The sequence below is a fragment of the Duganella qianjiadongensis genome, assembly GCF_009857915.1.
Taxonomy (GTDB): domain Bacteria; phylum Pseudomonadota; class Gammaproteobacteria; order Burkholderiales; family Burkholderiaceae_D; genus Rugamonas; species Rugamonas qianjiadongensis.
Genome location: NZ_WWCM01000011.1, coordinates 56,671 through 78,945, shown reverse-complemented (window position 1 = coordinate 78,945; position 22,275 = coordinate 56,671). Strand labels below are relative to the sequence as shown.

Genomic DNA, 22,275 nt, shown 5'->3' with positions numbered 1-22,275 from the left:
CCTAACTATGTCTCCAAACCGTTTTTCTTCGATGACGCTGGCCGTGCTGGCCGCTTTGCTGGCCAGCGGTTGCGCCGTGACGCCGGCCTACCACGCCGCCAGTACCCCGCAGCCGGCGGCCTACAAGGAAACCGCCAGCGCGGCCGATAAAGCCGCTGCCGGCTGGAGCGAGGCAGCACCGGCCGATATGCTGGAGCGCGGCCCATGGTGGCAGCTATTTGGTGATCCGGTGCTGGACCAGCTGGCCGCGAGCATCGAAGTCTCCAACCAGAATGTGGCAGCGGCGGTGGCTAATTATGCGCAGGCGCGCGCGCTGGTGCAGCAGCAGCGTGCCAGCCTGTTCCCCAGCGTGACCCTGTCGGCCAGCGATACCCGCTCCGGCGGTGGCGACAAGACGCCCACGGCTAACCAGTACCGTGCCAGCATAGGCGCCAGCTGGGAACCGGATATCTGGGGCAAACTGGGCGCGGGCGTGGACAATGCGCAGGCCAGCCTGCAGATCAGCGCAGCCGAACTGGCTGCCGCGCGCCTGTCAGCACAGGGCGAGCTGGCCACCAACTATTTCTCGCTGCGCCAGACCGATGCCCAGAAGGCGCTGCTGGACGCTACGGTAGAAGGCTACGCACGGGTGCTGCAGATCACCCAGAACCGCTTCGATGCGGGGCTGGCAGCGCGCTCCGATCTGTTGCAGGCGGAAACCCAGCTGGCCAATGCCCGCATCGACCAGCTGACTCTGACGCGCCAGCGCGCCACGCTGGAACATGCCATGGCAGTTTTGCTGGGCAAGGCCGCCAGTGATTTCAGCCTGCCGGTGGCCGAGTGGAAGGTGGTGGTGCCGGATGTGCCAGCAGGCGTGCCGTCCACGCTGCTGCAGCGGCGCCCCGATATCGCAGCGGCGGAGCGCCGGGTGGCGGCGGCCAACGCCCAGATCGGCATCGCCCGCAGCGCCTATTTCCCGTCGCTCAATCTGACGGGCAGTTATGGCTACGCGGCGGCCAGTTCGGCGGGACTGTTCAATGCGTCCAATAATCTGTGGTCGCTGGGGCTGTCGGCTGCGCAGACGCTGTTCGATGCCGGTGCCACGCGGGAGCGCGTGGCCGGAGCGGAAGCCCAGCGCGATGCTGCCATCGCCCAGTATCGCCAGAGCGTGCTGGCGGCGTTTGCCGATGTGGAGAACCAGCTGGCTGCTACCCGCGTGCTGGCGCAGCAGCAGGACTTGCGCAAGCAGGCATCGGCTGCAGCCGATCAGGTGGAGGCGCAAATGCTGAACCGCTATCGCGCGGGGCAGGTCAGCTACAGTGACGTAGTGACGGCGCAGAATACGGCGCTGACGGCGCGCCGCGCGCTGGTGCAGGCGCAGGCGGATCGCCAGACCACGGCCATCGCCCTGATTCAGTCGCTGGGCGGCGGCTGGCACGTACCGGCGCCATAGTCCAGAACCGCGACAGAGCGGAATTTCCGGCCTGCTGCGGCAGCGGGCTGGCCTCTTCAAAACAGCGGGAAATCAGGTCTTGCAGCCCTAAAAAGACCACTCATTCGGTGCCAGAAGGAATATACTCCCGCCAGAACTCAAACCGGGGTATAAATCTTGTTAAAACATCTACTATTACCCGCTGCACTGCTAAGCGCATTTGCGGCACAGGCCGACGAAGGCCAGTGGCAACCCTACCAACTGCCACAGTTGAAGTCCGAATTGAAACGCGTGGGCATTACCATCCCGGCCGAAAAACTGGCCGATCTGTCCAAGCATCCGATGAGCGCCATCGTGTCGCTGGGCGGCTGCTCGGCATCGTTCGTGTCCGATGCAGGTCTGGTGGTGACCAATCACCACTGCGCCTATGGTGCCATCCAGCGCAACGCCACGCCCGAACACAATTACATTGTCGATGGCTTTTTAGCCAAGACCCGTGCGGAAGAACTGCCGGGAGGCCCGAACACGCTGGTGTATGTGACGGATAAGGTGGAAAACGTCACCGATCGCGTGCTGAAAGACGTCAAGCCCGGCATGTCGGGCAAGCAGCGCCACGAAACCGTGGAAAAAGCCATCAAGGCCCTGATCGCCGAATGCGAAAGCGATAAATTCTATCGCTGTTCGGTGCCGGCCTTCCACCGTGGCCTCGAGTACTACCGCATCCGCCAGATGATGATACGCGATGTGCGTCTGGTGTACGCGCCGGCCGACATGATCGGCAACTTCGGCGGCGATATCGATAACTACGAATGGCCACGTCAGGGTGGTGATTACTCCTTCCTGCGCGCCTACGTGGGCAAGGATGGCCGTCCGGCCGATCCGTCGCCGGACAATGTGCCATATCACTCGAAAGATTTTCTGGTGGTGTCGGCCGAAGGTCTGAAGAACGGCGATCCGGTGCTGCTGGCCGGCTATCCGGGCCGCACCAGCCGCTACAAGCTGCCGTCGGAAATCCGCGCAGCGCGTGATGCTGCCTATCCGGCCCGCGTGGCCGAGATACAGGCCGATCTGGACGTGATCGCAGCCGCCACCAAGGGCAATCCTGCTGCCGCTGTGCGCTACGCCAGCGTCGACAAGAGCATGAACAACGTCATGAAGAAGACCCAGGGGCTGCTCGACGGCTTCGCCCGCAAGGACATTGCTGCCATCAAGGATGTGCAGGATGCCGAGTTCCGCGCATGGTATGGCAAGCAACCTAACATGTCGAAAACCCTGCTGGCCGAACTCGATAGCGTGATCGCTGCCGATCTGGCGCTAAGCGACGAAGAATTCGGCTACAGCGTGGCCACCACCTCGGACCTGCTCAAGAGCGCCATCACGCTCAACCGTCTGGCGCGCGAAAGCGCCAAGCCGGACGCCGAGCGCGAATCGGGCTACCAGCAGCGCGATCTGAGCTTCATCAAAGCCCGTCTGAACCGTCTGGAACAGTCGTTTGTCGCCAGCGTGGATCAGGCCCGCTTTGTGGCAGCCCTGCAGCGCTATGCCAAACTGCCGAAGTCCATGCACGTGACCGATCTGGATAGCCTGCTGCCAGCCGTGGACGCGGTACCAGCGCTGTACACCCGCACCGAACTGGGCGACACCGCCAAGCGTCTGGCGCTGGTGGGCAAGGATGGCGCAGCCTTCGCTGCCTCGGACGACGCCTTCGTACAGCTGGCCATCAAGCTCGATGACGTGACCCAGTCGCTGAAAGAGCGCCGCAAGGAACTCGATGGCAATCTGGAACGGGTCATCCCGCAATACATGCAGGCCGTGATCGCATGGAAGAAGTCGCAGGGCAAGCCGGTCTATCCTGACGCGAATTCCACCCTGCGCGTCACCTACGGCACGGTGTCGCCATACTCGCCGAAAGACGGCATTACCAAAGGCCCGTTCACCACGGTGGAAGGCATCGTCGAGAAGCATACGGGCAAAGATCCGTTCAACGCGCCGCAGAAGCTGCTGGACGCCATCAAGGCCAAGCGCTATGGCCAGTTCAAGGATACGGTGCTGGGTACCGTGCCGGTCGATTTCCTCACCAGTGCCGATACTACCGGCGGCAATTCCGGTTCGGCTGTGATGAACCGCAAGGGCGAGCTGGTAGGCCTGAATTTCGATTCGACCTATGAATCGATTACCAAGGACTGGTATTTCGACACGGCCATTACGCGCGCCATCCATCTGGATATCCGCTATATGCTGTGGGTGATGAGCGAAGTCGATCACGCTGACAACGTGCTCAAGGAAATGACCATCAAATATCCGGCCAGGAAGTAATGGAACTGCTCGCTGCCCTGCTGGCCTACGCCTATATGCCATGGAAACTGGCAGGGCTGGCGACGACTCCGCTGGAGCTGCTGTCCTTCCTGCTCTCGGTGGCGACGGTGTGGTTCAACATCCGCCAGTCCCACTGGGGCTGGCTGTTTGCCATCATCTCTTCTGCCACCTACGGGCTGGTGTTCTTCGGCTCGCGCCTGTACGGCGACATGGGCTTGCAGCTGGTGTTTATCAGCGTGTCGGTGTACGGCTGGTACCAGTGGCTGCACGGCGACGATAGCCACGAGCGCCTGCCGGTGACGGAGCTGGGCAAGCGTGGCCGCTATATCGCCGCCGCAGCATGGCTGGGCGGCTTTGCCGTGCTGGCGTGGTTCCTCAAATCGTACACGGATACCGATGTGCCCAATTCGGATGGTTTCCTCACCGCTGGCAGTCTGGTTGGCCAGCTGCTGCTATCGCGTAAGAGGATCGAGAACTGGCATGTGTGGATCATCGTCGATGTGCTGTATGTGGCGCTGTACCTGCACAAGCATCTGGTGCTGACGGCCATCCTGTATGCCGTATTCGTCGGCATGGCGGTGATGGGCTTGCGCGCATGGCGCGGCGACGTACCGGCCAGCGGCCGCATGGCGCTGGAATGAGGCCGGCCACACCGCTGCGCATAGCCATACTGGGCGCAGCATCCTCCGGCAAATCCACGCTGGCGGCGGCGCTGGCCGAGCACTATCAGACCCTGTGGGTGCCCGAATATCTGCGCGAGTTTGTCGATGTGCAGGGCAGGGTGCCCCGTTCCGAAGACCAGTTCCATATCGCCAGTACCCAGCGTGCGCGCGAGGAGCTGGCAGCAGCGCGCGCCAGCAAGTATCTTTTTTGCGACACTACGCCGCTGATGACGGCCATCTACAGCCGTCACTATTTTGGTGCAGTGGACGCACCGCTGGCCGCGCTGGCCGCCAGCCACCAGCAGGATTACGACCTGACGCTGGTGACGGCAGCTGATATTCCGTGGGTGGCCGATGGCCTGATGCGCGAATGCGAAACGGTGAGCGTGACCATCAACCGCATGCTGCTGGACGAACTGGCTGCCCGTGCGATACCCTACATACTGGTGTCGGGGGAACCCGGCGAACGACTATCTCAGGTGGAGCGGCATCTATGAAGCGGCTGGCGGTGATATTGACGTTCGTATCGCCGCTAGCACTGGCGGATACCGGCTATTACCTGGTTTCTACCTACGACGTCGAGCATCAGGCCTCGATCGATTTCAAATACTGGAATGCCCACTACAAAGGCCGTACCGTGGCTGCGCCGGAAGTCGGCATAGGCTACGGCGTCACTTCGCGCTGGTACACCGAGGTGTATGCCAAGTGGATCAAGCTCAATGGCGGTGCCGGACAGTGGGTGCAGACCGACTGGCAGAATGACTTTCTGCTGACGCAGGGGCAGTACGATGTCGATCTGGCGCTGCACACCCGCGTGGCGCGCGCCCGCAACAGCGACGATGGCTACAGCATCGAATGGGGCCCCGTGCTGCAGACCGAATATGGCCGCACCCAGTTCAATGCCAACCTGTTTTTCCAGCGTGATCTGCATCTGAACCAGCCGGCTGCAACGTCGACCACGCTAACCTATCAGCTACAGGTCAAGCACAACTGGCTGCCATGGCTGCAGCCGGGCTTGCAGGCGTTTGGCGAAGTGGGGAAGTGGAATGACTGGCTGCCTTACCGGCAGCAGTCGCACCGTGCCGGGCCGATGGTGTACGGACACCGCGATATCGGCCAGCAGGAAGTGAAATACGAATTTGCCTATCTGATAGGACGCAATTCGGCACGCGCAGCCAAGAGTGTGACGCTGCGCGTGCAGGTCCTGTTTTAAAGGTCGAACTGGGCCGATACGCGCAGCGTGCGGCTGGCGCCCGGCATCAGGTAGCCGCCCAGATCAGGGGTTACGTCGCGCCAGTAGAACTTGTCCAGCGCGTTGTCGACACTGGCGCGCAGCGTTACCGGCGTGTTGCCCAGACGGGTGGCATAAGCGCCACCCAGATTAAGCACGTGGTAGGACGGTACGAACACCTTGTTCTCGATGTCGAAGGCTTTCTTGCCCGAGTATTGCCAGTTGGCGCTCAGCGACAGTCCGGATACTTGCGGCACGGCGTAGTCGGCATAGGCGCTAGATTTGAAGGCCGCTACGTTGGTGACGCGCTTGCCATCGAGGCTGGCTAGACCCGTGTCGTGCTGCTGGGTGTTGAGGGCGGTGGCGCTGACGCCGACGTTCAAGGCGCGGCTGACACGGCCATTGAGCGCCATCTCCAGACCGCGGTTCTGGGCTTCGCCATTGCGCACGTACTCGTTCTGCGCCGAGGTGTACTCCAGCCCTTTGCGGATCTGGAACAACGCCAGCGTGGCGTTCAGGTCGGGATGCACGTCGGCTTTTACGCCTACTTCCACCTGTTTCGATTTATTCGGCGCCAGCGCGCGGCCCTGATTGCTGGTGCCCAGCGGCGCGACGCCGCCGTATTCCAGACCCTGTGCCAGCGAGCTGTAGACCGATACATTGCTGCGCAGGGCGTACACCAGCGACACATTGGGCAGCCAGTAGCCGGTATCGGTGTGGGCGTACTGGATGGCGACACCCTGGTCGTCAGCGCCGACATATTCGTCGCGCTTGATCTGCACGTAGCGTGCACCCGCGTGCAGCTTGAGCTGCTCGGTAATGCTGGCCACGTCCTGCGCGAACACGGCGCGGTCCAGCGTATGGCGGCGTTCCGATACGGGGCCGCTGCTGCCTTGTGCCGGTGCTACCACGATAGGGTGGTAGATATTGCTGTAGCCGGTACCGTCCACGCCTGCTTGCGTGTACAGGTAGTCGCCCCATTTTTCGCTGTTGCGTGCCAGCGAGGCGCCGAAGGTGATCGCGTGCCCGATGCCGGCGCTGACGAAGCGGCCCTGCAGCAAAGCCTGCACGGCCAGCGGCGATTTTTTCTCGCCCAGACTCTTGTAGTCGTACACGTCGAAATCGCCATTGCCGCAGTAGCCGGGGTACAGGCCCTGCGCGCCGCAGCCATAAGGGAAGGCCGTGTAGTCATCGCGCTTGAACTGGTGCTGGTTGGCGCTGATGCTGGCGTTCCACTCGGGCGAGAAGCTGTAGGCAAAGCGCGCGCCCAGATTGCTGCTGGTGGTTTCCACCGGACGGCTCCATGGCTGGTTGTTCAGCATGGTGTCGGCCGCCACTACCGGCAGGGTGGTGTTGTTGAGCAGCTGGAAGCCCGGTGCCGTTACTTGCGCTTTCTTCTGGATGTCGCCATCGATCTGCAGCAGGGCTTGCGGCGAGATTTTCCAGTCGAAGGCAGCACTGGCAAACTTGCGGTTACCGTCCGCGCCCTTGATGTAGGAACGCAGGCGTTCTGCGGCCAGATTGACACGGTAGCCGAAGCGCGTATCGTCGAAACGGCCGCCCAGATCCACCGCACCGTACAGGTTGCCGCGCTCGCGTTCTTCCAGCAGCACGGTGCGCAGCGTCTGTTCTGTCGGGCGTTTGGTGACGTAGTTGATCATGCCGCCCGGCGCGGAAACGCCTGCCTGCAGGCCGGACAGGCCTTTCAGCACTTCGATGCGCTCCTTGTTCTCCAGCGGGATCTGGGTATCGCCCGGTATCGCCATGCCGTCCTTGCGGTAGCTGGTGGCGTTATCGAGCTTGAAGCCGCGGATCGAGAACTGCTCGGAATAGCCGACCGCATTGTAGGCGTCGCTCAGGCTGGCGTCGTAGCGGGCCGCGTCGGTGGTGGAGTGGATTTGCAGATCCTGCATCTGCTGGGCGCTGATGACGCTGACGCTGGCCGGGGTTTCCAGCAGCGGCGAGTCGCTGAAGCCGGCCACGCTGGCACGGTTGAGCTGGGCTTTGCTGGCGGTCACCAGTACTTCGGGCATGCTGTGTTCGGCGCTGTCGGCGAGTGCGCTGACAGGAAAGGCAAGGGCGATCGCGAGGGCGAGCGGGCTGGCGGTAAATTTGGCGGTGGTCATAGGGACTCTCTACATGTTCGGCTGGGTGCCGTGCGGGAGAGCCATCAAAGAAGGGAGAACTACTTTGCGCTTTCCTTCGCTGGCATTATCCAGATCAGGTACGAAGGGTATCTCTCACCCGGACACAACGGCCCAGGACCCCTAGCGAAAGCGAGAGTGTAACATAGATCGCACGCCACCCCGCATTTCATGGTGCGGTGCGGGGGGGCGCAGCCGGCGCTAGCCAAACACCTCCGCTATGGGTTTGGGGGCGCCGATGATGCTGGCGCTGGAGAAATCAAAGCCGGTCGAGGTGTAAGGCGTCAGGCGGCCATCGTTGCCTATGCTGGCGTGGGCATGGGTGAACGAGCGGTACACCAGTTCAACGCTATTGTCTGCTGCCGCGTCGTTATCGACGGCGCTGGTAAAAGCAGTGTTGAAGAAGTATTCGTCCACCAGCGCGGGTTTGCCGGACGCTGAATCGTGGGTGTAAGCCTCGATCTGCACTTTGGTGCTGGTGCCGTTGCGCAGATCGTCCATCAGTTTGATCAGCGCGGCGCTCTGGCCCAGTTCGAGCTTGACGCTATCGGGCACGGCTCTGCCTACCGAAGCACCCGTGCCTTTGAGGAAGCTGGAATCGGCCGTGGCGCCGAAACTGAAACCGCTCAGCGGTACCCAGCCGTTGACCCCGTCCACGTGGATAAAATAGTCGAGCGGGGTAGCGCTGGAAATTTGCGGATCGAGCGGGTTTCCGGCTGCATCGGCGCCGGGATCGACGCTGCCGCCGGCCGGCAGGGCGTCGTTCATGGTGCTGACATTCCAGGAGAAGTGCAGGCCGTTGCTAATCGGTACGCCTTTCTGATCGATGGGTGTGAGCACTTCATCGACGGCTTTATAGACGAAGCTTATCTGATTGCCGGTACTGCCGTCGCTGCCGGCGCTGGTCTGGACGCCCGTCGCATAAACCGAACTGAAGTTAAACTCCTGCACCACGTTTTTGAGGGTTGGATCGCCTGCATAGACTTCGATTTCTACCCGGTTCATAGACGTGCCCTTGAGTATATTCGTCATGAAGGCACTCTGCGCGACGCCGCTGCCCAGCGTCAGTCCGACGGCATCCGGCACCGGCTTGCCGACGGCTGCACCGCTCCCTTTGAGCACGCTCGTTTCGGCGCTGGCGCCGAAGGAAAAATCATCGAGCGTCATCCACGCGCTCGCCTTGCCGGTGCTATCGGTATAGCGCAGGTAGTAATGCAGTTCGGTGCCGGGCTCGACGCTGGCGGGCGCTGGCTGGCTGTATGCCTCGGCGACTATGGCAGGGGCGCTCGCCAGCTCTGCGCTGGAAAAATCAAAGCCGGTCGAGGTGTAAGGCGTCAGGCGGCCATCGTTGCCTATGCTGGCGTGGGCATGGGTGAACGAGCGGTACACCAGTTCAACGCTATTGTCTGCTGCCGCGTCGTTGTTGACGGCGCTGGTAAAAGCAGTGTTGAAGAAGTATTCGTCCACCAGCGCGGGTTTGCCGGACGCAGAATCGTGGGTGTAAGCCTCGATCTGCACTTTGGTGCTGGTGCCGTTGCGCAGATCGTCCATCAGTTTGATCAGCGCGGCGCTCTGGCCCAGATCGAGCTTGACGCTATCGGGCACGGCTCTGCCTACCGAAGCACCCGTGCCTTTGAGGAAGCTGGAATCGGCCGTGGCGCCGAAACTGAAACCGCTCAGCGGTACCCAGCCGTTGACCCCGTCCACATGGATAAAATAGTCGAGCGCGGTAGCGCTGGAAATTTGCGGATCGAGCGGGTTTCCGGCTGCATCGGCGCCGGGATCGACGCTGCCGCCGGCCGGCAGGACGTCGTTCATGGTGCTGACATTCCAGGAGAAGTGCAGGCCGTTGCTAATCGGTACGCCTTTCTGATCGATGGGAGTGAGCACTTCATCGACGGCTTTATAGACGAAGCTTATCTGATTGCCGGTATTGCCGTCGCTGCCGGCGCTGGTCTGCACGCCGGTCGCATAAACCGAACTGAAGTTGAACTCCTGCACCACGTTCTTGAGGGCCGGGTCGCCTGCATAGGCTTCGATTTCTACCCGGTTCATAGACGTGCCCTTGAGTATATTCGTCATGAAGGCACTCTGCGCGACGCCGCTGCCCAGCGTCAGCCCAACGGCGTCCGGCACCGGCTTGCCGACGGCCGCACCGCTCCCTTTGAGCACGCTCGTTTCGGCGCTGGCGCCGAAGGAAAAGTCATCGAGCTTCATCCACGCGCTAGTCTTGCCGGCGCTATCGGTATAGCGCAGGTAGTAATGCAGTTCGGTGCCGGGCTCGACGCTGGCGGGCGCTGGCTGGCTGTATGCCTCGGCGACTATGGCAGGGGCGCTCGCCAGCTCTGCGCTGGAGAAATCAAAGCCGGTCGAGGTGTAAGGCGTCAGGCGGCCATCATTGCCTATGCTGGCGTGGGCATGGGTGAACGAGCGGTACACCAGTTCAACGCTATTGTCTGCTGCTGCGTCGTTGTTGACGGCGCTGGTAAAAGCAGTGTTGAAGAAGTATTCGTCCACCAGCGCGGGTTTGCCGGACGCTGAATCGTGGGTGTAAGCCTCGATCTGCACTTTGGTGCTGGTGCCGTTGCGCAGATCGTCCATCAGTTTGATCAGCGCGGCGCTCTGGCCCAGATCGAGCTTGACGCTATCGGGCACGGCTCTGCCTACCGAAGCACCCGTGCCTTTGAGGAAGCTGGAATCGGCCGTGGCGCCGAAACTGAAACCGCTCAATGGCACCCAGCCGCTGACGCCATCCACATGGATAAAATAGTCGAGCGGGGTAGCGCTGGAAATTTGCGGATCGAGCGGGTTTCCGGCTGCATCGGCGCCGGGATCGACATTACCGCCGGCCGGCAGGACGTCGTTCATGGTGCTGACATTCCAGGAGAAGTGCAGGCCGTTGCTAATCGGTACGCCTTTCTGATCGATGGGAGTGAGCACTTCATCGACGGCTTTATAGACGAAGCTTATCTGATTGCCGGTATTGCCGTCGCCGCCGGCGCTGGTCTGGACGCCCGTCGCATAAACCGAACTGAAGTTAAACTCCTGCACCACGTTTTTGAGGGTTGGATCGCCTGCATAGGCTTCGATTTCTACCCGGTTCATAGACGTGCCCTTGAGTATATTCGTCATGAAGGCACTCTGCGCGATGCCGCTGCCCAGCGTCAGTTCGACTGCGTCCGGCACCGGCTTGCCGACGGCTGCACCGCTCCCTTTGAGCACGCTCGTTTCGGCGCTGGCGCCGAAGGAAAAGTCATCAAGCGTCATCCACGTGCTAGTCTTGCCGGTGCTATCGGTATAGCGCAGGTAGTAATGCAGCTCGGTGCCGGGTTCGACACTGGGCATAATGCCGCGGGAGATGGGGCTGGTATCGCTCACCCCGTTGACCACCACATCGACATGGGCCGTGCTGGTGCCGCCGTGGCCGTCGCTGACCGTGTAGTCGAAGCCGTCGGTGCGCTGCTCGCCGCTGTTCAGGGCCTGCAGCGTTTGCGAGGCGCGCGGGTCGTAGCTGAAGGCGCCGTTGGCGTTCAGTGTGACGGTGGCGCCCAGGGCGGTGGTGAAATTGCCGGGATTGCTGATCACCAGCGCATCGCCATCTTTGTCGCTATCCTTGCCGCCACTGCTGCCATCGATGACATTGCCTGTAACGACGGTGTTTTCATCGGTGCTGGCGTGATCGTTGAGCGCCAGTGGTGCATCGTTGACCGCTTTGATGGTCAGGTTGACGCTGGCGATGTCGGAATTATCCTTGCCGTTGCTGGCGTGGTAGCTGAAACTGTCGGCGCCGTTGTAATCGGCATCGGGCCGGTAGATAAAGCTGCCATCGGCATTCAGGCTCAGGGTGCCGTGCGCGGGGCCCTGATCCAGTAGGGCCACCAGTGGCTGGCCATTCGGGTCCTGATCATTGCTCAGCACACTGGCATAGCTCTGTTGCCCTGCATCTTCGTCCAGCGTGTAGTTGTCGTCTGCGGCATGGGGGCGGGCCAGGGTGAAACTGATGGCATGCAGCAGAAAATCGCTACCGTGTTTGCTGCCGGAGGTGTAGCTATCTGTGCCGAAACTGCCGTCGGCCTGATTGTAGCCGCCAAAGGCAAAACTGCCATCGCTACGCTGGGCGCCGGCGCTGAGTTCGACGCTGCTGAAGTTCTGTGCGCTTTCCAGCTGCACCTGCTGACTGCCGCTCAGGCTGTTAGCGGTAATAAATTGTTCGCCGACCAGACTGCCTTGGGCGTTATACAGTCTGATGCGCATGGCTTCGGCGTAGCCGCTGCCATCGTCATTGGCAAAAAAGGAGGCGAGACTGAGATTGACGGCTCTGGCCGCTTCCGTCAGGTTGAAGCGCAGCGCTTCGCGGCCGTCCACTTCCTGCCTGATGCTGCTGGTGGCGGACGAAGTACCGCTGACGCCCAGATCGCCCCGGTAGATGTCGCCGCCGGCCAGTGTGGCGCTCAGCATGTCGGTATATTTGAGGGCAGTCCAGACTTCGGCGGCGTTGCTGGCATCGGCTTTGTGCACGGCGCTGACGCCGCTGTACGACCAGGCATTGACCCATTGGCCGCCGGCACCGGTCTGGCTGGCCGGGGCGTTGCCCAGGCTGATAATACGGTCGGGCGGCACGCCGCCCGCAATGACGGAAACAGACATGGCGAACTCCTGTGCGCTTAGCGGCGTTGACGCTGGTATGCCAGCAGGCCCAGTCCGGCGCCCAGCATCAGCCAGCTGGCCGGTTCGGGGACGGTGGGGACGATTTCGCTGATGCTCACGTTATCGAACAGCCAGAAGCTTTCATCGTGGCGCAGCTGGAACTCCAGCAGCGTGCTGTTCTGGGTGGCGGTAAATTGCACGGAATACGCGGTGTAGCCGCTGGCAGTCTTGTCCTGAAACAGCCAGATGCTGTGCTGATCCGTCAGCACCTCGACGGAGCTGATGGTGGCGGCGTTGTTCACGCTGGCGCCCAGATTGGCGAGCCAGAACGTTAGCTGGTAACTGTGGCCGGTCTCGGTGTTCAGCGTCTGGCTCAGCGCGGCTGCGCTGCCATTCTGGCCCAGTATGGCGCCGTAGTTGCCTTCATAGGGCATGTCGCTGGCGACCAGGTTCACGCTGGTATCACCAGTGAGTACCCAGCCTGTGAAATCACCGGTCTCGAAGCCGCCATTGCTGATGCTGGGAGCGGCTTGTGCGGTGGCGATACAGCACAGGAGCACGGCACTGGCGACGTATTGCAGGAAGAGCTTCATTGAATTTCCCTCCTTACATTTGTTATAAAAATTACACTGGTGGCGGGTATTCTGCGCTTCTCTGCCAGTTTTTTCAGCAGATTTTAAGTGCGGCGTGCGCATTGTTAAAAAAATGCCACGTAATTCTTGTAGGTAATTCTCTGCAGTGATGGACTGGCGTGCGCCTTATATCGAGCTGTGTCAGTACACTGGAAAAGAAGCAGCGCATCACGGCGCTGGAGGCAAAAGGAAGGGACGGGAATGAAGCCATCCTATCGTGAAGGGAGCTGGTTTGCGGTGCCGCTGCTCGACGGCGGCTATGCCTGGGGGCTGGTGGCGCGGCTGGCACCTGCCAGCAAAATCATGCTGGCCTATTTATTCGGTCCGCGCATGGGCCAGCTATTGCCGGTTGACCAGCTGGAACGTCTGACGCCGCAGCAAGCCTTGCGGATACTGCGGGTAGGCGATATGGCACTGGCCAGCGGGCACTGGCCTGTGCTGGGCGATAGTCCCGACTGGCAGGCGGCGCGCTGGCCGGTGCCGCAATTTCTGCGCCGCGCCGAGAAGCTGCAGCGCGCCTGGCGGGTCAGTTATACCGATGCCGATCCCAGCCGCGCCGAGCGTGAAGAAGCGGTGGCCTACGACACCCCCGGGCTGGAGACCGATTCGCTGTTTGGTTATGGATCGGTGGAATTACTGCTGACCCGCCTGCTGGGCGAGACCCCGCCTAGTCGCAGCTGACATTCCACGCGGCGTATTCGCCGCGATGCTTGCGCACGGCCACGCGCACACGCGTGGCGCGATCGCTATCGAACAACAGGGCAAACATTCTGGTCGCGCCATCTGCCGCTGCTGCGGGCTCGATGGCGGCAAGCGTGAAGGGCAGGGCGCGCTGGCGTATGCATTGCGAATTTCCGGCCAGTAGCAGGCGCGCACGTTGCAGCAGCTCGGCATGCTGGCGCAGCAGCGCCACTACGTCTTCGGGCGGCAGGGCAGGCGCCATCAGTACGGTGTGAGGTGCAGCGCTGCAGATAGTGTTGGGACGGGCCAGCCAGACATGCCATGTAGGCGGCTGGGCGGCGGGCTGCCAGCGCGTGCCTGTTCTGGCGCTGGCGTCATAGATGAAGCTGGAGCGGATCTGGCGGCACAGGTCCACGGCCGAGTGGCGCGGTGCGCTGTCGACGCGGGCGATGACCTGCCATGGCTGTTTGCTCCGGCGTGTAATGTCGAACGCCGGCGCAAACAGCGGAGCAACAGGACGCGCGCCATGCGCTTCGCTCAGCGCCAGTGCGCGGTAGTATGCGTCGAAACTGCTGCGTTCCGCTTCGCTGGCTTCGCGCTGCTGCAGTTTATTAGCTGCTTCCCTGTCAGCGCGCGCGTGTGCCGCGCTGCCGGCCAGCAGCAGGACAGACAGGCAGAGCGTCAGGCCGCAGCCCGGCACAGCGCGGGGGCGCAGCATCATACCGCCTTCATGCTGATCTGGATCTGCAGGCCGCCGCCGTCGCGGTTACGCACCTGCAGTTCGGCGTCGTGGCGCTGGATGACGCGCTCCACGATGGCCAGTCCCAGGCCGGCACCGTTGGCCTGTCCGCGTGCCGTATCGAGGCGGGTGAAGGGCTTGAGCAAGTGTTCGATCTGTTCGTCCGGTACGCCGCTGCCGTGGTCCTGCACTTCGATCAGCACACGGCGCGCAGTAGGATTACCCTTGATGCTGCAGCGGATATCGATCTCCGTCACGTCGCTGCCCGGCGTCTTGCCGTAGCGGCGCGCGTTCTCGATCAGATTATTGATGACGCGCTTGATATCGGTCGCGTTGCCCATGGCGTGGGCGCCTGCGGCAATTTCGGTGCTGATGCGTACATCAGGCAGGCGTTCCGCTTCATGCGCGGTTTCTTCCAGCAGGGCCGAAAGGTCGATGCTGGAGAAGCTCGAGGCTTCGGTCGGTTTGGCGTAGTCGAGGAACTGGCCGATGATGTCGTCCATCTGGGCGATGTCGGACTGCATGCCTTCGCGTGCCTCCTTCGACAGATCGGCCATTTCCACTTCCAGCTGCATGCGCGCCAGCGGCGTGCGCAGATCGTGCGAAATCCCCGCCAGAATGACGGCGCGGTCCGATTCCACCTGCTGCAGCTGCACCACCATCTGGTTGAAGCTGCGGTTGGCCTGCATGATTTCGGTGGGGCCTTTTTCCGGCAGTGGTGCAGGGCGCCTGCCTTGTGCAAAAGCGCGCGTGGCCTGCGTCAGCCGGCGCAGCGGCAGGTTGATCAGGCTGGAAATGAAGGCAGCACCGATCAGCGATACCACCGACACCACGCTGGCCCAGCCCAGCCACTGTATGCCCGTCAGGCCGCGTATGCGTTCGCGTTCCAGCATCAGCCAGTAGGCGTCGTCGTCGATCTTGAAGCTGACCCAGAAGCCGGGCGTGCCATTGACCTTGGAGGAGAAGCGCGTATCGGGCCCCAGCTTGGCGCGCACCAGCTTTTCGATATCGGGCATCAGCGCATTGGCCGGTGGCGGCTCGACCTTGTCGTCGTCCTCCAGCGCGAACACGCGGATGCCTTCGTTGGCCACCAGTTCGAACAGCAGTTCGCGGCGCAATTCGGGTGCCGAGTGGGTCAGGGCGGCGTGGGTGATGGTGACCACCGAGATCACCTGCGAGGAAATCTGCTGCACCTGCGGCTCGTGCTGCACCACGCTGATCATGCCGACCCAGGCCGTCATGCTCAGGGTGGTGAGGGCACCCAGCAGGAAAAAGGTGCGCCAGAACAGGCCACTTTTCAGGCTAGCCAGCCGGAGCGAAAAACGCGACATCATGACACTGGCGCGCCTTAGCGCGGCTGGCCCTCCGGTATGAAGACATAGCCCAGACCCCAGACGGTCTGGATGTACAGCGGGCTCGATGGATCAGGCTCGATCAGCTTGCGCAGACGCGAAATCTGCACGTCCAGACTGCGGTCGAACACTTCGTATTCGCGGCCACGGGCCAGTTCCATCAGCTTTTCGCGCGACAGCGGCTGGCGCGCATGGCGGGCAAATACCTTGAGCACGGAGAATTCGCCCGTGGTCAGCGGTACGGTTTCGCCGTTTTTCTTCAGCGTGCGGGTGCCCAGATCGAGCACGAACTGGCCGAACTCGAACGATTGCGGGGTTTCCGACGGTGCGCCCGGAATCTCGTCCGGACCACGGCGGCGCAGCACGGCGCCGATACGGGCCACCAGCTCGCGCGGGTTGAAGGGCTTGGGCAGATAGTCGTCGGCGCCCATTTCCAGGCCGACGATGCGGTCCACGTCTTCGCCCTTGGCAGTCAGCATGATGATGGGGGTCTGGTCGCCCGCGCCGCGCAGGCGGCGGCAGATCGACAGGCCGTCCTCGCCGGGCAGCATCAGGTCCAGCACCAGCAGGTCGTAGCGCTCGCGCAGCCAGAGCTTGTTCATGGCGGTGGCATTTTCGGCCGTGAAAACGTTGAAACCCTGTTCGGTCAGATAGCGGCGCAGCAGGTCGCGCAGGCGCACGTCGTCGTCTACTACCATGATCTTGGCCTGATGGCCGTTCTGGTTGGCGGCGCTGTTGCCGGAGTCGGTCGATAAAGTCGTCATATCCCTGCCAGATTTGTCTTATTCATGTTGCTATGGTAACGTCATAATCGTTCCGCGAAAACGCCTGATTTGAGGCATTACAAAGTGTTACAAACTTTACCCAATTGCTCTTACGGCGTCAGGTAATCCAGCATACACTCGGGACATAGATTCAGTCATTGGGAACGCCAAGATGGGCATCAGTCACAAAAAAATGAACGCGGCAGCCAGCGCATATTTTTGCGTGCGATCGTCCGTCGGCACCTTGCTGGTGTGCGGCGGCCTGCTGGCCGCCGGTCTGGTGCAGGCAGCCGATATGGGCGAAGGCCAGCACCGTGACGAAGCCCGCGGCGGTCCCGGTCGCGACATGCAGGGCGGGCGTGGTCAGGATAACCGCAACAGCGATATCCGCCAGATCGATCCGCGCAGCTACGAGGCACGCGCCGAAGAGCAGCGCCGCGCCATGCAGGAAGCTGGCCGCAATGCCGAAATGAATCGCCGGGCTGGTCGCCTCACGCCCGATGAGCGGCGCGACCTGCGCCGCCAGATCAACGAAGTTGGTCAGGACATCTACGCCAATCCGCCGCGCCGCTGATTCCACTATGGTGCCGGCGGCATACTTATCAATGTATTATTGATATGTAGCAATTAGTTCACAGTTACGCTTCCCACAATGTGAATTATTCAACCTTCCTTTTAGGCAGCGTGTAAGATTAATTAATTACACGCAATGTCTGTCGGCGTGCATGCCGAATGGAGGAGGATGGTGGTTCAAGACGTTGCTCTAGTGACATCTGGGGAGGAAGTTCACACTCCGGGTGCCGGCTTGCCTGTCGGTCTGGTGCGCCAGAGCGATGGCATCTTCATCGACATGTCGATGTCGCAGCTGACGCTGGTGGCCGCTATCAACGAGGTGTTCCACTCGCACCGCTTTTTCTCCGGTCTGGATTACCAAGTGCTGATCAAGGCCCTGTATGGCGTAGGGCCGGAAATGCCGAGCAAGGATCTGGTGCGCATCGCCACCGATCTGGGCGACATTCCGCCTGAACGCGTAGCCCTGTACAAGCCGCCTAAACTGGGGCGCGGCTATGCCGAATACTATTTCGAGACGCTGTATCTGGAAGCGCAGGAACTGTCCGACGGCACCATCATTCCGGAACGGCCGACCCGGCTGAATGTGGACGAATTCGTCACCGAGATGTGGAACAAGGGCATATTGTTCGGCATCGAAGTGGCAGCGGTGGCGGCGGCGATAGCTTCCACCAAGCCGGACCGCATTACCGTGGCCGTCGATCTGGACCCGCAGCCGGGCCAGAATGCCAGCGTGATGGAAGTATCGTCCGACCTGCACCGCAGCGATGCGCCCAAGGAGCGCGCCGATGGCCGGGTCGATCTGGGCAGCTTCCAGAACCGCTTCCCGCAGATCGAAGCCAATGTCAAACTGCTCAAGAAAATACCGGCCGTGCCGGGCCAGCCCGGCTATGACACGGGCGGGCGCCGTACTGCGCCCGATGCGCCGCAGGACCTGACGCTGAGTTTCTTTGCCGGCGAGGGCACGGAAGCGCGCATGTTCGAAGATGGCGAATACGTGGTGTCGACCCGCAAAGGCTTTCTCAATGTGGACGCCAAGTCCAAGCGCATTTCCATCACCGACAAGATCATCAGTGTCGATGGCGTGAGCGGCAAGACCACCGGCAATCTGGAGCTGGCGGGCGCCTACGAGGAATTCGGCGACATCCAGGAACAGCGCGAAGTAACTGGTAGCGATATCACCGTGCATGGCAATGTGTACGGCAACATCACTTCGCGTGGCGGCACCGTAGTGCTGGGGCAGAATCTGGTGAATGGCGCGGTGCATAATGCGTCCGGCAATATCACCATCAGCGGGGTGGCTTCCGGCTCCGTGATCCATAGCGATAGCGGCCAGATCGTCATAGGCCGGGCCGAGAACTGCGTTATTTCCGGCACATCGGTGACCATTACCGACGCCTCCAACTGCGAGATCATCGCCGAACAGGTGCGCATCGAACTGGCCGAAGGCTGCGCCGTGGCGGGGCGCGATGTGGAGATCGACAGTGCCGGTCCGCGCCGCCGCACGGAAATGCTGGTGCATGTGCTGGTGCGCGATGTCAGCCAGTTCGATCAGGAGATCGGCGAACTGGGGCAGCGCGAAGCTGCGCTGATGCAGGCGAACGAAGAAATCCAGCAGAAAATCAATGCTATTGCCGCCATCCCCGACGTGCGCCGCTATCTGGCGCTGGCGCAGAAGCTGCGCAATCAGGAGCTGCAGCTATCGCCCGAGCAGGGTCATTTGCTGCGCAAGATAGCCGCTGCGGTGGCCAGCGAGCTGCAGGCCATCTCCACGCTGCGCGACGAACTGCGGCCCGGTCAGGTCCAGCTCAAGATAACGCAGGAGAAGCTGCAGCGCGTGATCGAGCAGAAACTGGCCGCGACCGGCCATGCACGCTGCAGCCTGCGTATGGTGTGCGGCGAGACCATGGTGCGCACCATGCCGTTCCAGAGCACCAGCACGGACCTGATCATGCAGCCGGCAAAAGACATCAAGCTGCGTCTGCGTAACGGTGGTGCAGGCCGCATGCTGTTCTGCGATAGTGCCGGTGTGCTGAACTGGCATCTGGACCCGCGCGCACCTTCGATAGCCGGATAGCGATGCACTGCCAAATTTCAAGCGTTCATGCTAATCTAGAATCGGGAATTGCCCCGTTTTGTGAGGAACATTGTGTCGGATGAGGCTCAGGCGCTAGAACAGGCGGCGGAAGGTGATCTGCCGGCAGCAATCATCAAGCGTCCCGACGGTATTTTCTTCGCGCGGGATGCTTCGCCACGCTCATGCCTTTCTGCGGTAAGTCAGGTATTCCTCAGCAGCTCCTATTTTGCCGGGCTGGATTATGCTGTTCTGATCAAGCTGCTGTACAACTGCGGGCCGGATCTGCCGCCCAATGTGGCCAGCCAGCCCATGATCCGCTTTGCCGCCGGCATCGAAGCGTTTCACCCCACCCGCCGCACCCTGTACAAGGCCGTCAAGCTGATCAATGGTGAAGCCGAGTATTTCTTCGAGCCCGTGTTTTTCGAAATACCCGATATGCCGGCCCAGCCGGCCCGGCTGAATTTCGACGAATTCGTTTCCGACATGTGGGTCAAGGGGGTGCGCTTCGGGATCGATGCGCCGGCAGTGCGCGATGTGATTTCCTATGGCCGCGTGGCGCGTATCGTGGTGGCGCGCCGGCTGGCGGCGGCACCGGGGCGCGACGCTACTATCGAGGAAGTGTCGCAGGATATCCACCGCAGCGATGCGCCGCGCGAAAAAAAGGACGGCAAGCTCGATCTGCAGGCCTTCCAGAACCGCTTCCCGCAGGTGAAGGCCAATGTCCGCCTGCTGCGCAAAGTGCCGCGCGTGATGGGCGCGCGCGGCTACGAGCTATCCGGCATCGTGCTGGAGCCGCCGGTGCCGCGCGATCTGGAACTGAGCGATATGGCCGGCGAAGGCACGGTGATCGAGAACAGCAAGGACGGCGAGTTTCTGGTGTCGGCGGTGGAGGGCTTCCTCAGCATCGATGCGGCCAGCAAGCGCCTGTCGATCGGGCCGAAGATCATCAGCCGCGAAGGCGTCAGCGCGCGCACCACGGGAAATCTGCAGCTGACCGGCGAGTACGAAGAATTCGGCGACGTGCAGGAACAGCGCGTGGTCGATGGAGGCAATATCACCATCCACGGCGACGTGTTCGGCAACATCAGTTCGCGCGGCGGCACTATCACGCTGAGCCGCAACCTGATGGGCGGCACCACCACCAATCAGGAAGGCGATATTCTGGTGCGCGGCGTCGCCTCGGGCGCGGTGCTGCAGACCCGCAAAGGCGAGGTGCATCTGACCCGCGCCGAGAGCTGCATCATTTCCGGCTCCAAGGTGTATATCGACGAAGCCAGCAACTGCGAAATTCTGGCCGAGGAAGTCCACATCAAGCTGGCCGAAGGCTGCGCCATCGGTGCGCGCAAGATCGAAATCCAGAGCGCCGGGCCGCGCCGCCAGCACGAAATGCTGCTGTACACGCTGGTGCCGGATCTGTCCAAGTTTAATAAAAAGATCATGGAACTGCAGCCGCGCGTGCAGCAGACGGCGCATGAAGCGCGCATCCGCCGCAACGAGATCGAGGCGCTGTCGGGGCAGGCGGAAGTACGTAGCTATCTGACGCTGGCCACGCGCGTGCGCAAGCGCGAGGTGGTGCTGACGCCTGATCAGGAACAGCTATTCCACAAGATGGCGGCCAATGTCGGGCCTTCGCTGCGCGCCATTTCCAAGCTGTCGCTGCTGCTCAAGGCGGCCGAAGTGCAGCACGAACAAGCGCAGGAAGAAGTCAATCTGATCGAGCGGCAGAAGCTGGCCATCATGCGCGGATCGTACTGCAAGGTGGAACAGCTGACGGGCGACGTGCTGCTGCGGACCATGAGTTTTGCACCCGACGGCAATCCGCCTTACGACCGTCCGGCCAAAGAGCTGAAAGCCAAAGTGCGTACCACCGTGCCCGGCATGAATGTGGTGTTTTCCGGCAGCAGCGCCCCGCTGGACTGGACCCCGCCGCTGGAACCGGAGGCCTGAACGGCGCCCGTGTGCTCAGCTCTAGCCGTGGAACTGCACCGGCTGGCCCACGCTCCAGTACAGCCCTTCACCTGGATGCTCGCGCTGGCTGACCAGCGTAGCAAATAGCGGATGCTGCAGGGCTTCCTCGGTGGTCAGCACCGGCGTCACGCAGCAGTCGGCGGCGGCGAAGCTGGCACTCCACTCGGCCAGCGTGCGGCTGGCAAACAGCGCGGCCAGTTCCGCCTTGACAGCCATGGCCTCAGGGCCGCCTACCTGCTGGCCGAGCTGCCAGTGGCGCGCTTTCAGGTCGGGCCGCTGCAGCACTTCGCAGCAGGTCTGCCAGAACTTCAGTTCGAGCGCGCCTACCGCCATGTAGCGCCCGTCCGAGGTGCGGTACACGCTGTAGCAAGGCACGCCGCCGGTGAGCAGGTCGGCACCGGCCTTTGCCGGAGCGCCATTGTTCACGGCCACCAGCGGCATGATGTTGTGCGCCATCACCGTGGCCGTCATCGAGATATCCACCAGTCTTCCGGCGCCGCCCATCTTGACGGCGACCAGCGCGGCCAGTATGCCTTGCAGCGCCGCCTGCGCGCCGCCCAGCAGATCGCCCACCTGCAGATTGGGCAGCACCGGAACACCGTCGCCGGCGCAGTTCTGCGCCAGCATGCCGGCGTAGCCGATGTAGTTGATGTCGTGTCCCGCGTGCTGCGAATAGGGGCCGTGCTGGCCGTAGCCGGAGATAGCGCACATGACGAGGCGCGGATTGCGCTGCTTCAGCACAGTCCAGCCCAGTCCCAGCTTGTCCATCACGCCGGGACGGAAGCTCTCCACCAGCACGTCGGCCTGCTCCACCATGGCCAGCAGCTGCTCGCGCTGGGCGGCATCCTTCAGGTCCAGCCGCAGCATCTGCTTGCCCCGGTTGACGGCAACGAAGAACTGGCTAACCTCGTTGCGTACCGGGCCCATGCTGCGCGCATAGTCGCCGGCGCCGGGGTCTTCGATCTTGATGACTTCGGCGCCCATGTCGGCCAGATGCATGGTGGCGACGGGGCCGGGCAGCAAACGGGTCAGATCGAGTACCCGTATGCCCTGTAGTGGCTGGTCAGGTTGCATGCAAGGA

The 22,275-nt window shown here is 62.1% G+C and carries 16 protein-coding genes and 1 riboswitch; of the genes, 9 read left to right on the top strand and 7 right to left on the bottom strand.

Features of this window, described 5'->3' with window-relative positions:
* Positions 1–7: 7 nt before the first annotated feature.
* From GTP27_RS15970 to GTP27_RS15950, 5 genes are all read left to right on the top strand, one after another.
* A complete protein-coding gene (locus tag GTP27_RS15970) occupies positions 8–1,432 on the top strand; it encodes an efflux transporter outer membrane subunit (protein WP_229634003.1) in 1,425 nt (474 codons plus the stop codon).
* A 156-nt stretch (positions 1,433–1,588) separates the two neighbouring features.
* Positions 1,589–3,727 (top strand): S46 family peptidase, encoded by a 2,139-nt coding sequence (locus GTP27_RS15965; protein ID WP_161040166.1) that lies wholly within the window; start codon positions 1,589–1,591, stop codon positions 3,725–3,727.
* Positions 3,727–4,368 (top strand): nicotinamide riboside transporter PnuC, encoded by a 642-nt coding sequence (gene pnuC / locus GTP27_RS15960; protein ID WP_371865937.1) that lies wholly within the window; start codon positions 3,727–3,729, stop codon positions 4,366–4,368. The genes GTP27_RS15965 and pnuC overlap by 1 nt, the downstream gene beginning before the upstream one ends.
* Complete coding sequence (locus GTP27_RS15955) at positions 4,365–4,886, top strand: AAA family ATPase (protein ID WP_161040165.1); 522 nt, start codon at positions 4,365–4,367, stop codon at positions 4,884–4,886. The genes pnuC and GTP27_RS15955 overlap by 4 nt, the downstream gene beginning before the upstream one ends.
* The gene (locus GTP27_RS15950) at positions 4,883–5,602 is read left to right on the top strand and encodes a hypothetical protein (RefSeq protein ID WP_161040164.1); all 720 of its coding nucleotides are present in this window, start codon (positions 4,883–4,885) and stop codon (positions 5,600–5,602) included. Before GTP27_RS15955 ends, GTP27_RS15950 begins: the two co-directional genes overlap by 4 nt.
* Here the strand turns inward: GTP27_RS15950 and GTP27_RS15945 are convergent.
* The 3 genes from GTP27_RS15945 to GTP27_RS15935 form a co-directional block, all read right to left on the bottom strand.
* Complete coding sequence (locus tag GTP27_RS15945; protein ID WP_161040163.1) at positions 5,599–7,746, bottom strand: TonB-dependent siderophore receptor; 2,148 nt, start codon at positions 7,744–7,746, stop codon at positions 5,599–5,601. The genes GTP27_RS15950 and GTP27_RS15945 overlap by 4 nt on opposite strands.
* Before the next feature lie 54 nt (positions 7,747–7,800).
* Positions 7,801–7,899, bottom strand: a riboswitch (TPP riboswitch).
* A 66-nt stretch (positions 7,900–7,965) separates the two neighbouring features.
* Positions 7,966–12,411 carry a cadherin-like domain-containing protein gene (locus tag GTP27_RS15940; protein WP_161040162.1) on the bottom strand — a complete coding sequence of 1,482 codons (4,446 nt, stop codon included), beginning with the start codon at positions 12,409–12,411 and terminating at the stop codon, positions 7,966–7,968.
* Positions 12,412–12,428: 17 nt separating this feature from the next.
* Positions 12,429–13,004 carry a DUF642 domain-containing protein gene (locus GTP27_RS15935; protein ID WP_161040161.1) on the bottom strand — a complete coding sequence of 192 codons (576 nt, stop codon included), beginning with the start codon at positions 13,002–13,004 and terminating at the stop codon, positions 12,429–12,431.
* 240 nt (positions 13,005–13,244) lie between these two features.
* Here GTP27_RS15935 and GTP27_RS15930 point away from each other — a divergent pair, with 240 nt between their 5' ends.
* Positions 13,245–13,724 (top strand): Imm26 family immunity protein, encoded by a 480-nt coding sequence (locus GTP27_RS15930; RefSeq protein ID WP_161040160.1) that lies wholly within the window; start codon positions 13,245–13,247, stop codon positions 13,722–13,724.
* Here GTP27_RS15930 and GTP27_RS15925 read toward each other — a convergent pair.
* Genes GTP27_RS15925 through ompR form a run of 3 tightly spaced genes read right to left on the bottom strand, consistent with a single transcriptional unit; the run spans position 13,711 to position 16,579 of the window.
* Positions 13,711–14,445: a hypothetical protein gene (locus tag GTP27_RS15925; RefSeq protein WP_229634001.1), complete on the bottom strand. Its 735-nt coding sequence runs from the start codon at positions 14,443–14,445 to the stop codon at positions 13,711–13,713. The two genes, GTP27_RS15930 and GTP27_RS15925, sit on opposite strands and share 14 nt — an antisense overlap.
* Positions 14,442–15,794, bottom strand: a complete 1,353-nt coding sequence (locus tag GTP27_RS15920; protein WP_371865940.1) for an ATP-binding protein — start codon at positions 15,792–15,794, stop codon at positions 14,442–14,444. The genes GTP27_RS15925 and GTP27_RS15920 overlap by 4 nt, the downstream gene beginning before the upstream one ends.
* Positions 15,795–15,811: 17 nt before the next feature.
* Positions 15,812–16,579, bottom strand: coding sequence for an osmolarity response regulator transcription factor OmpR (ompR, locus tag GTP27_RS15915; protein WP_161040158.1), 768 nt, complete (start codon positions 16,577–16,579; stop codon positions 15,812–15,814).
* A 223-nt stretch (positions 16,580–16,802) separates the two neighbouring features.
* On the opposite strand from ompR, the gene GTP27_RS15910 reads away from it, so the two are divergent.
* The 3 genes from GTP27_RS15910 to GTP27_RS15900 all read left to right on the top strand — a co-directional run bounded on the left by GTP27_RS15910 (position 16,803) and on the right by GTP27_RS15900 (position 21,173).
* Positions 16,803–17,153 carry a hypothetical protein gene (locus tag GTP27_RS15910; protein WP_371865936.1) on the top strand — a complete coding sequence of 117 codons (351 nt, stop codon included), beginning with the start codon at positions 16,803–16,805 and terminating at the stop codon, positions 17,151–17,153.
* A 231-nt stretch (positions 17,154–17,384) separates the two neighbouring features.
* Positions 17,385–19,226 carry a flagellar assembly protein A gene (locus GTP27_RS15905; protein ID WP_229633999.1) on the top strand — a complete coding sequence of 614 codons (1,842 nt, stop codon included), beginning with the start codon at positions 17,385–17,387 and terminating at the stop codon, positions 19,224–19,226.
* Positions 19,227–19,298: 72 nt separating this feature from the next.
* A complete protein-coding gene (locus tag GTP27_RS15900) occupies positions 19,299–21,173 on the top strand; it encodes a flagellar assembly protein A (RefSeq protein WP_161040156.1) in 1,875 nt (624 codons plus the stop codon).
* 21 nt (positions 21,174–21,194) lie between these two features.
* On the opposite strand, the gene GTP27_RS15895 is transcribed toward GTP27_RS15900, so the two are convergent.
* Positions 21,195–22,268, bottom strand: coding sequence for a CaiB/BaiF CoA transferase family protein (locus tag GTP27_RS15895; RefSeq protein WP_161040155.1), 1,074 nt, complete (start codon positions 22,266–22,268; stop codon positions 21,195–21,197).
* Positions 22,269–22,275: the final 7 nt, after the last annotated feature.

Coding starts and splice junctions, on each gene's coding strand:
- GTP27_RS15970 (WP_229634003.1), top strand. CDS start 8: ATGTCTCCAAACCGTTTTTCTTCGATGACGCTGGCCGTGCTGGCCGCT.
- pnuC (WP_371865937.1), top strand. CDS start 3,727: ATGGAACTGCTCGCTGCCCTGCTGGCCTACGCCTATATGCCATGGAAA.
- GTP27_RS15955 (WP_161040165.1), top strand. CDS start 4,365: ATGAGGCCGGCCACACCGCTGCGCATAGCCATACTGGGCGCAGCATCC.
- GTP27_RS15950 (WP_161040164.1), top strand. CDS start 4,883: ATGAAGCGGCTGGCGGTGATATTGACGTTCGTATCGCCGCTAGCACTG.
- GTP27_RS15945 (WP_161040163.1), bottom strand. CDS start 7,746: ATGACCACCGCCAAATTTACCGCCAGCCCGCTCGCCCTCGCGATCGCC.
- GTP27_RS15940 (WP_161040162.1), bottom strand. CDS start 12,411: ATGTCTGTTTCCGTCATTGCGGGCGGCGTGCCGCCCGACCGTATTATC.
- GTP27_RS15935 (WP_161040161.1), bottom strand. CDS start 13,004: ATGAAGCTCTTCCTGCAATACGTCGCCAGTGCCGTGCTCCTGTGCTGT.
- GTP27_RS15930 (WP_161040160.1), top strand. CDS start 13,245: ATGAAGCCATCCTATCGTGAAGGGAGCTGGTTTGCGGTGCCGCTGCTC.
- GTP27_RS15925 (WP_229634001.1), bottom strand. CDS start 14,445: ATGATGCTGCGCCCCCGCGCTGTGCCGGGCTGCGGCCTGACGCTCTGC.
- GTP27_RS15920 (WP_371865940.1), bottom strand. CDS start 15,794: ATGTCGCGTTTTTCGCTCCGGCTGGCTAGCCTGAAAAGTGGCCTGTTC.
- ompR (WP_161040158.1), bottom strand. CDS start 16,579: ATGACGACTTTATCGACCGACTCCGGCAACAGCGCCGCCAACCAGAAC.
- GTP27_RS15895 (WP_161040155.1), bottom strand. CDS start 22,268: ATGCAACCTGACCAGCCACTACAGGGCATACGGGTACTCGATCTGACC.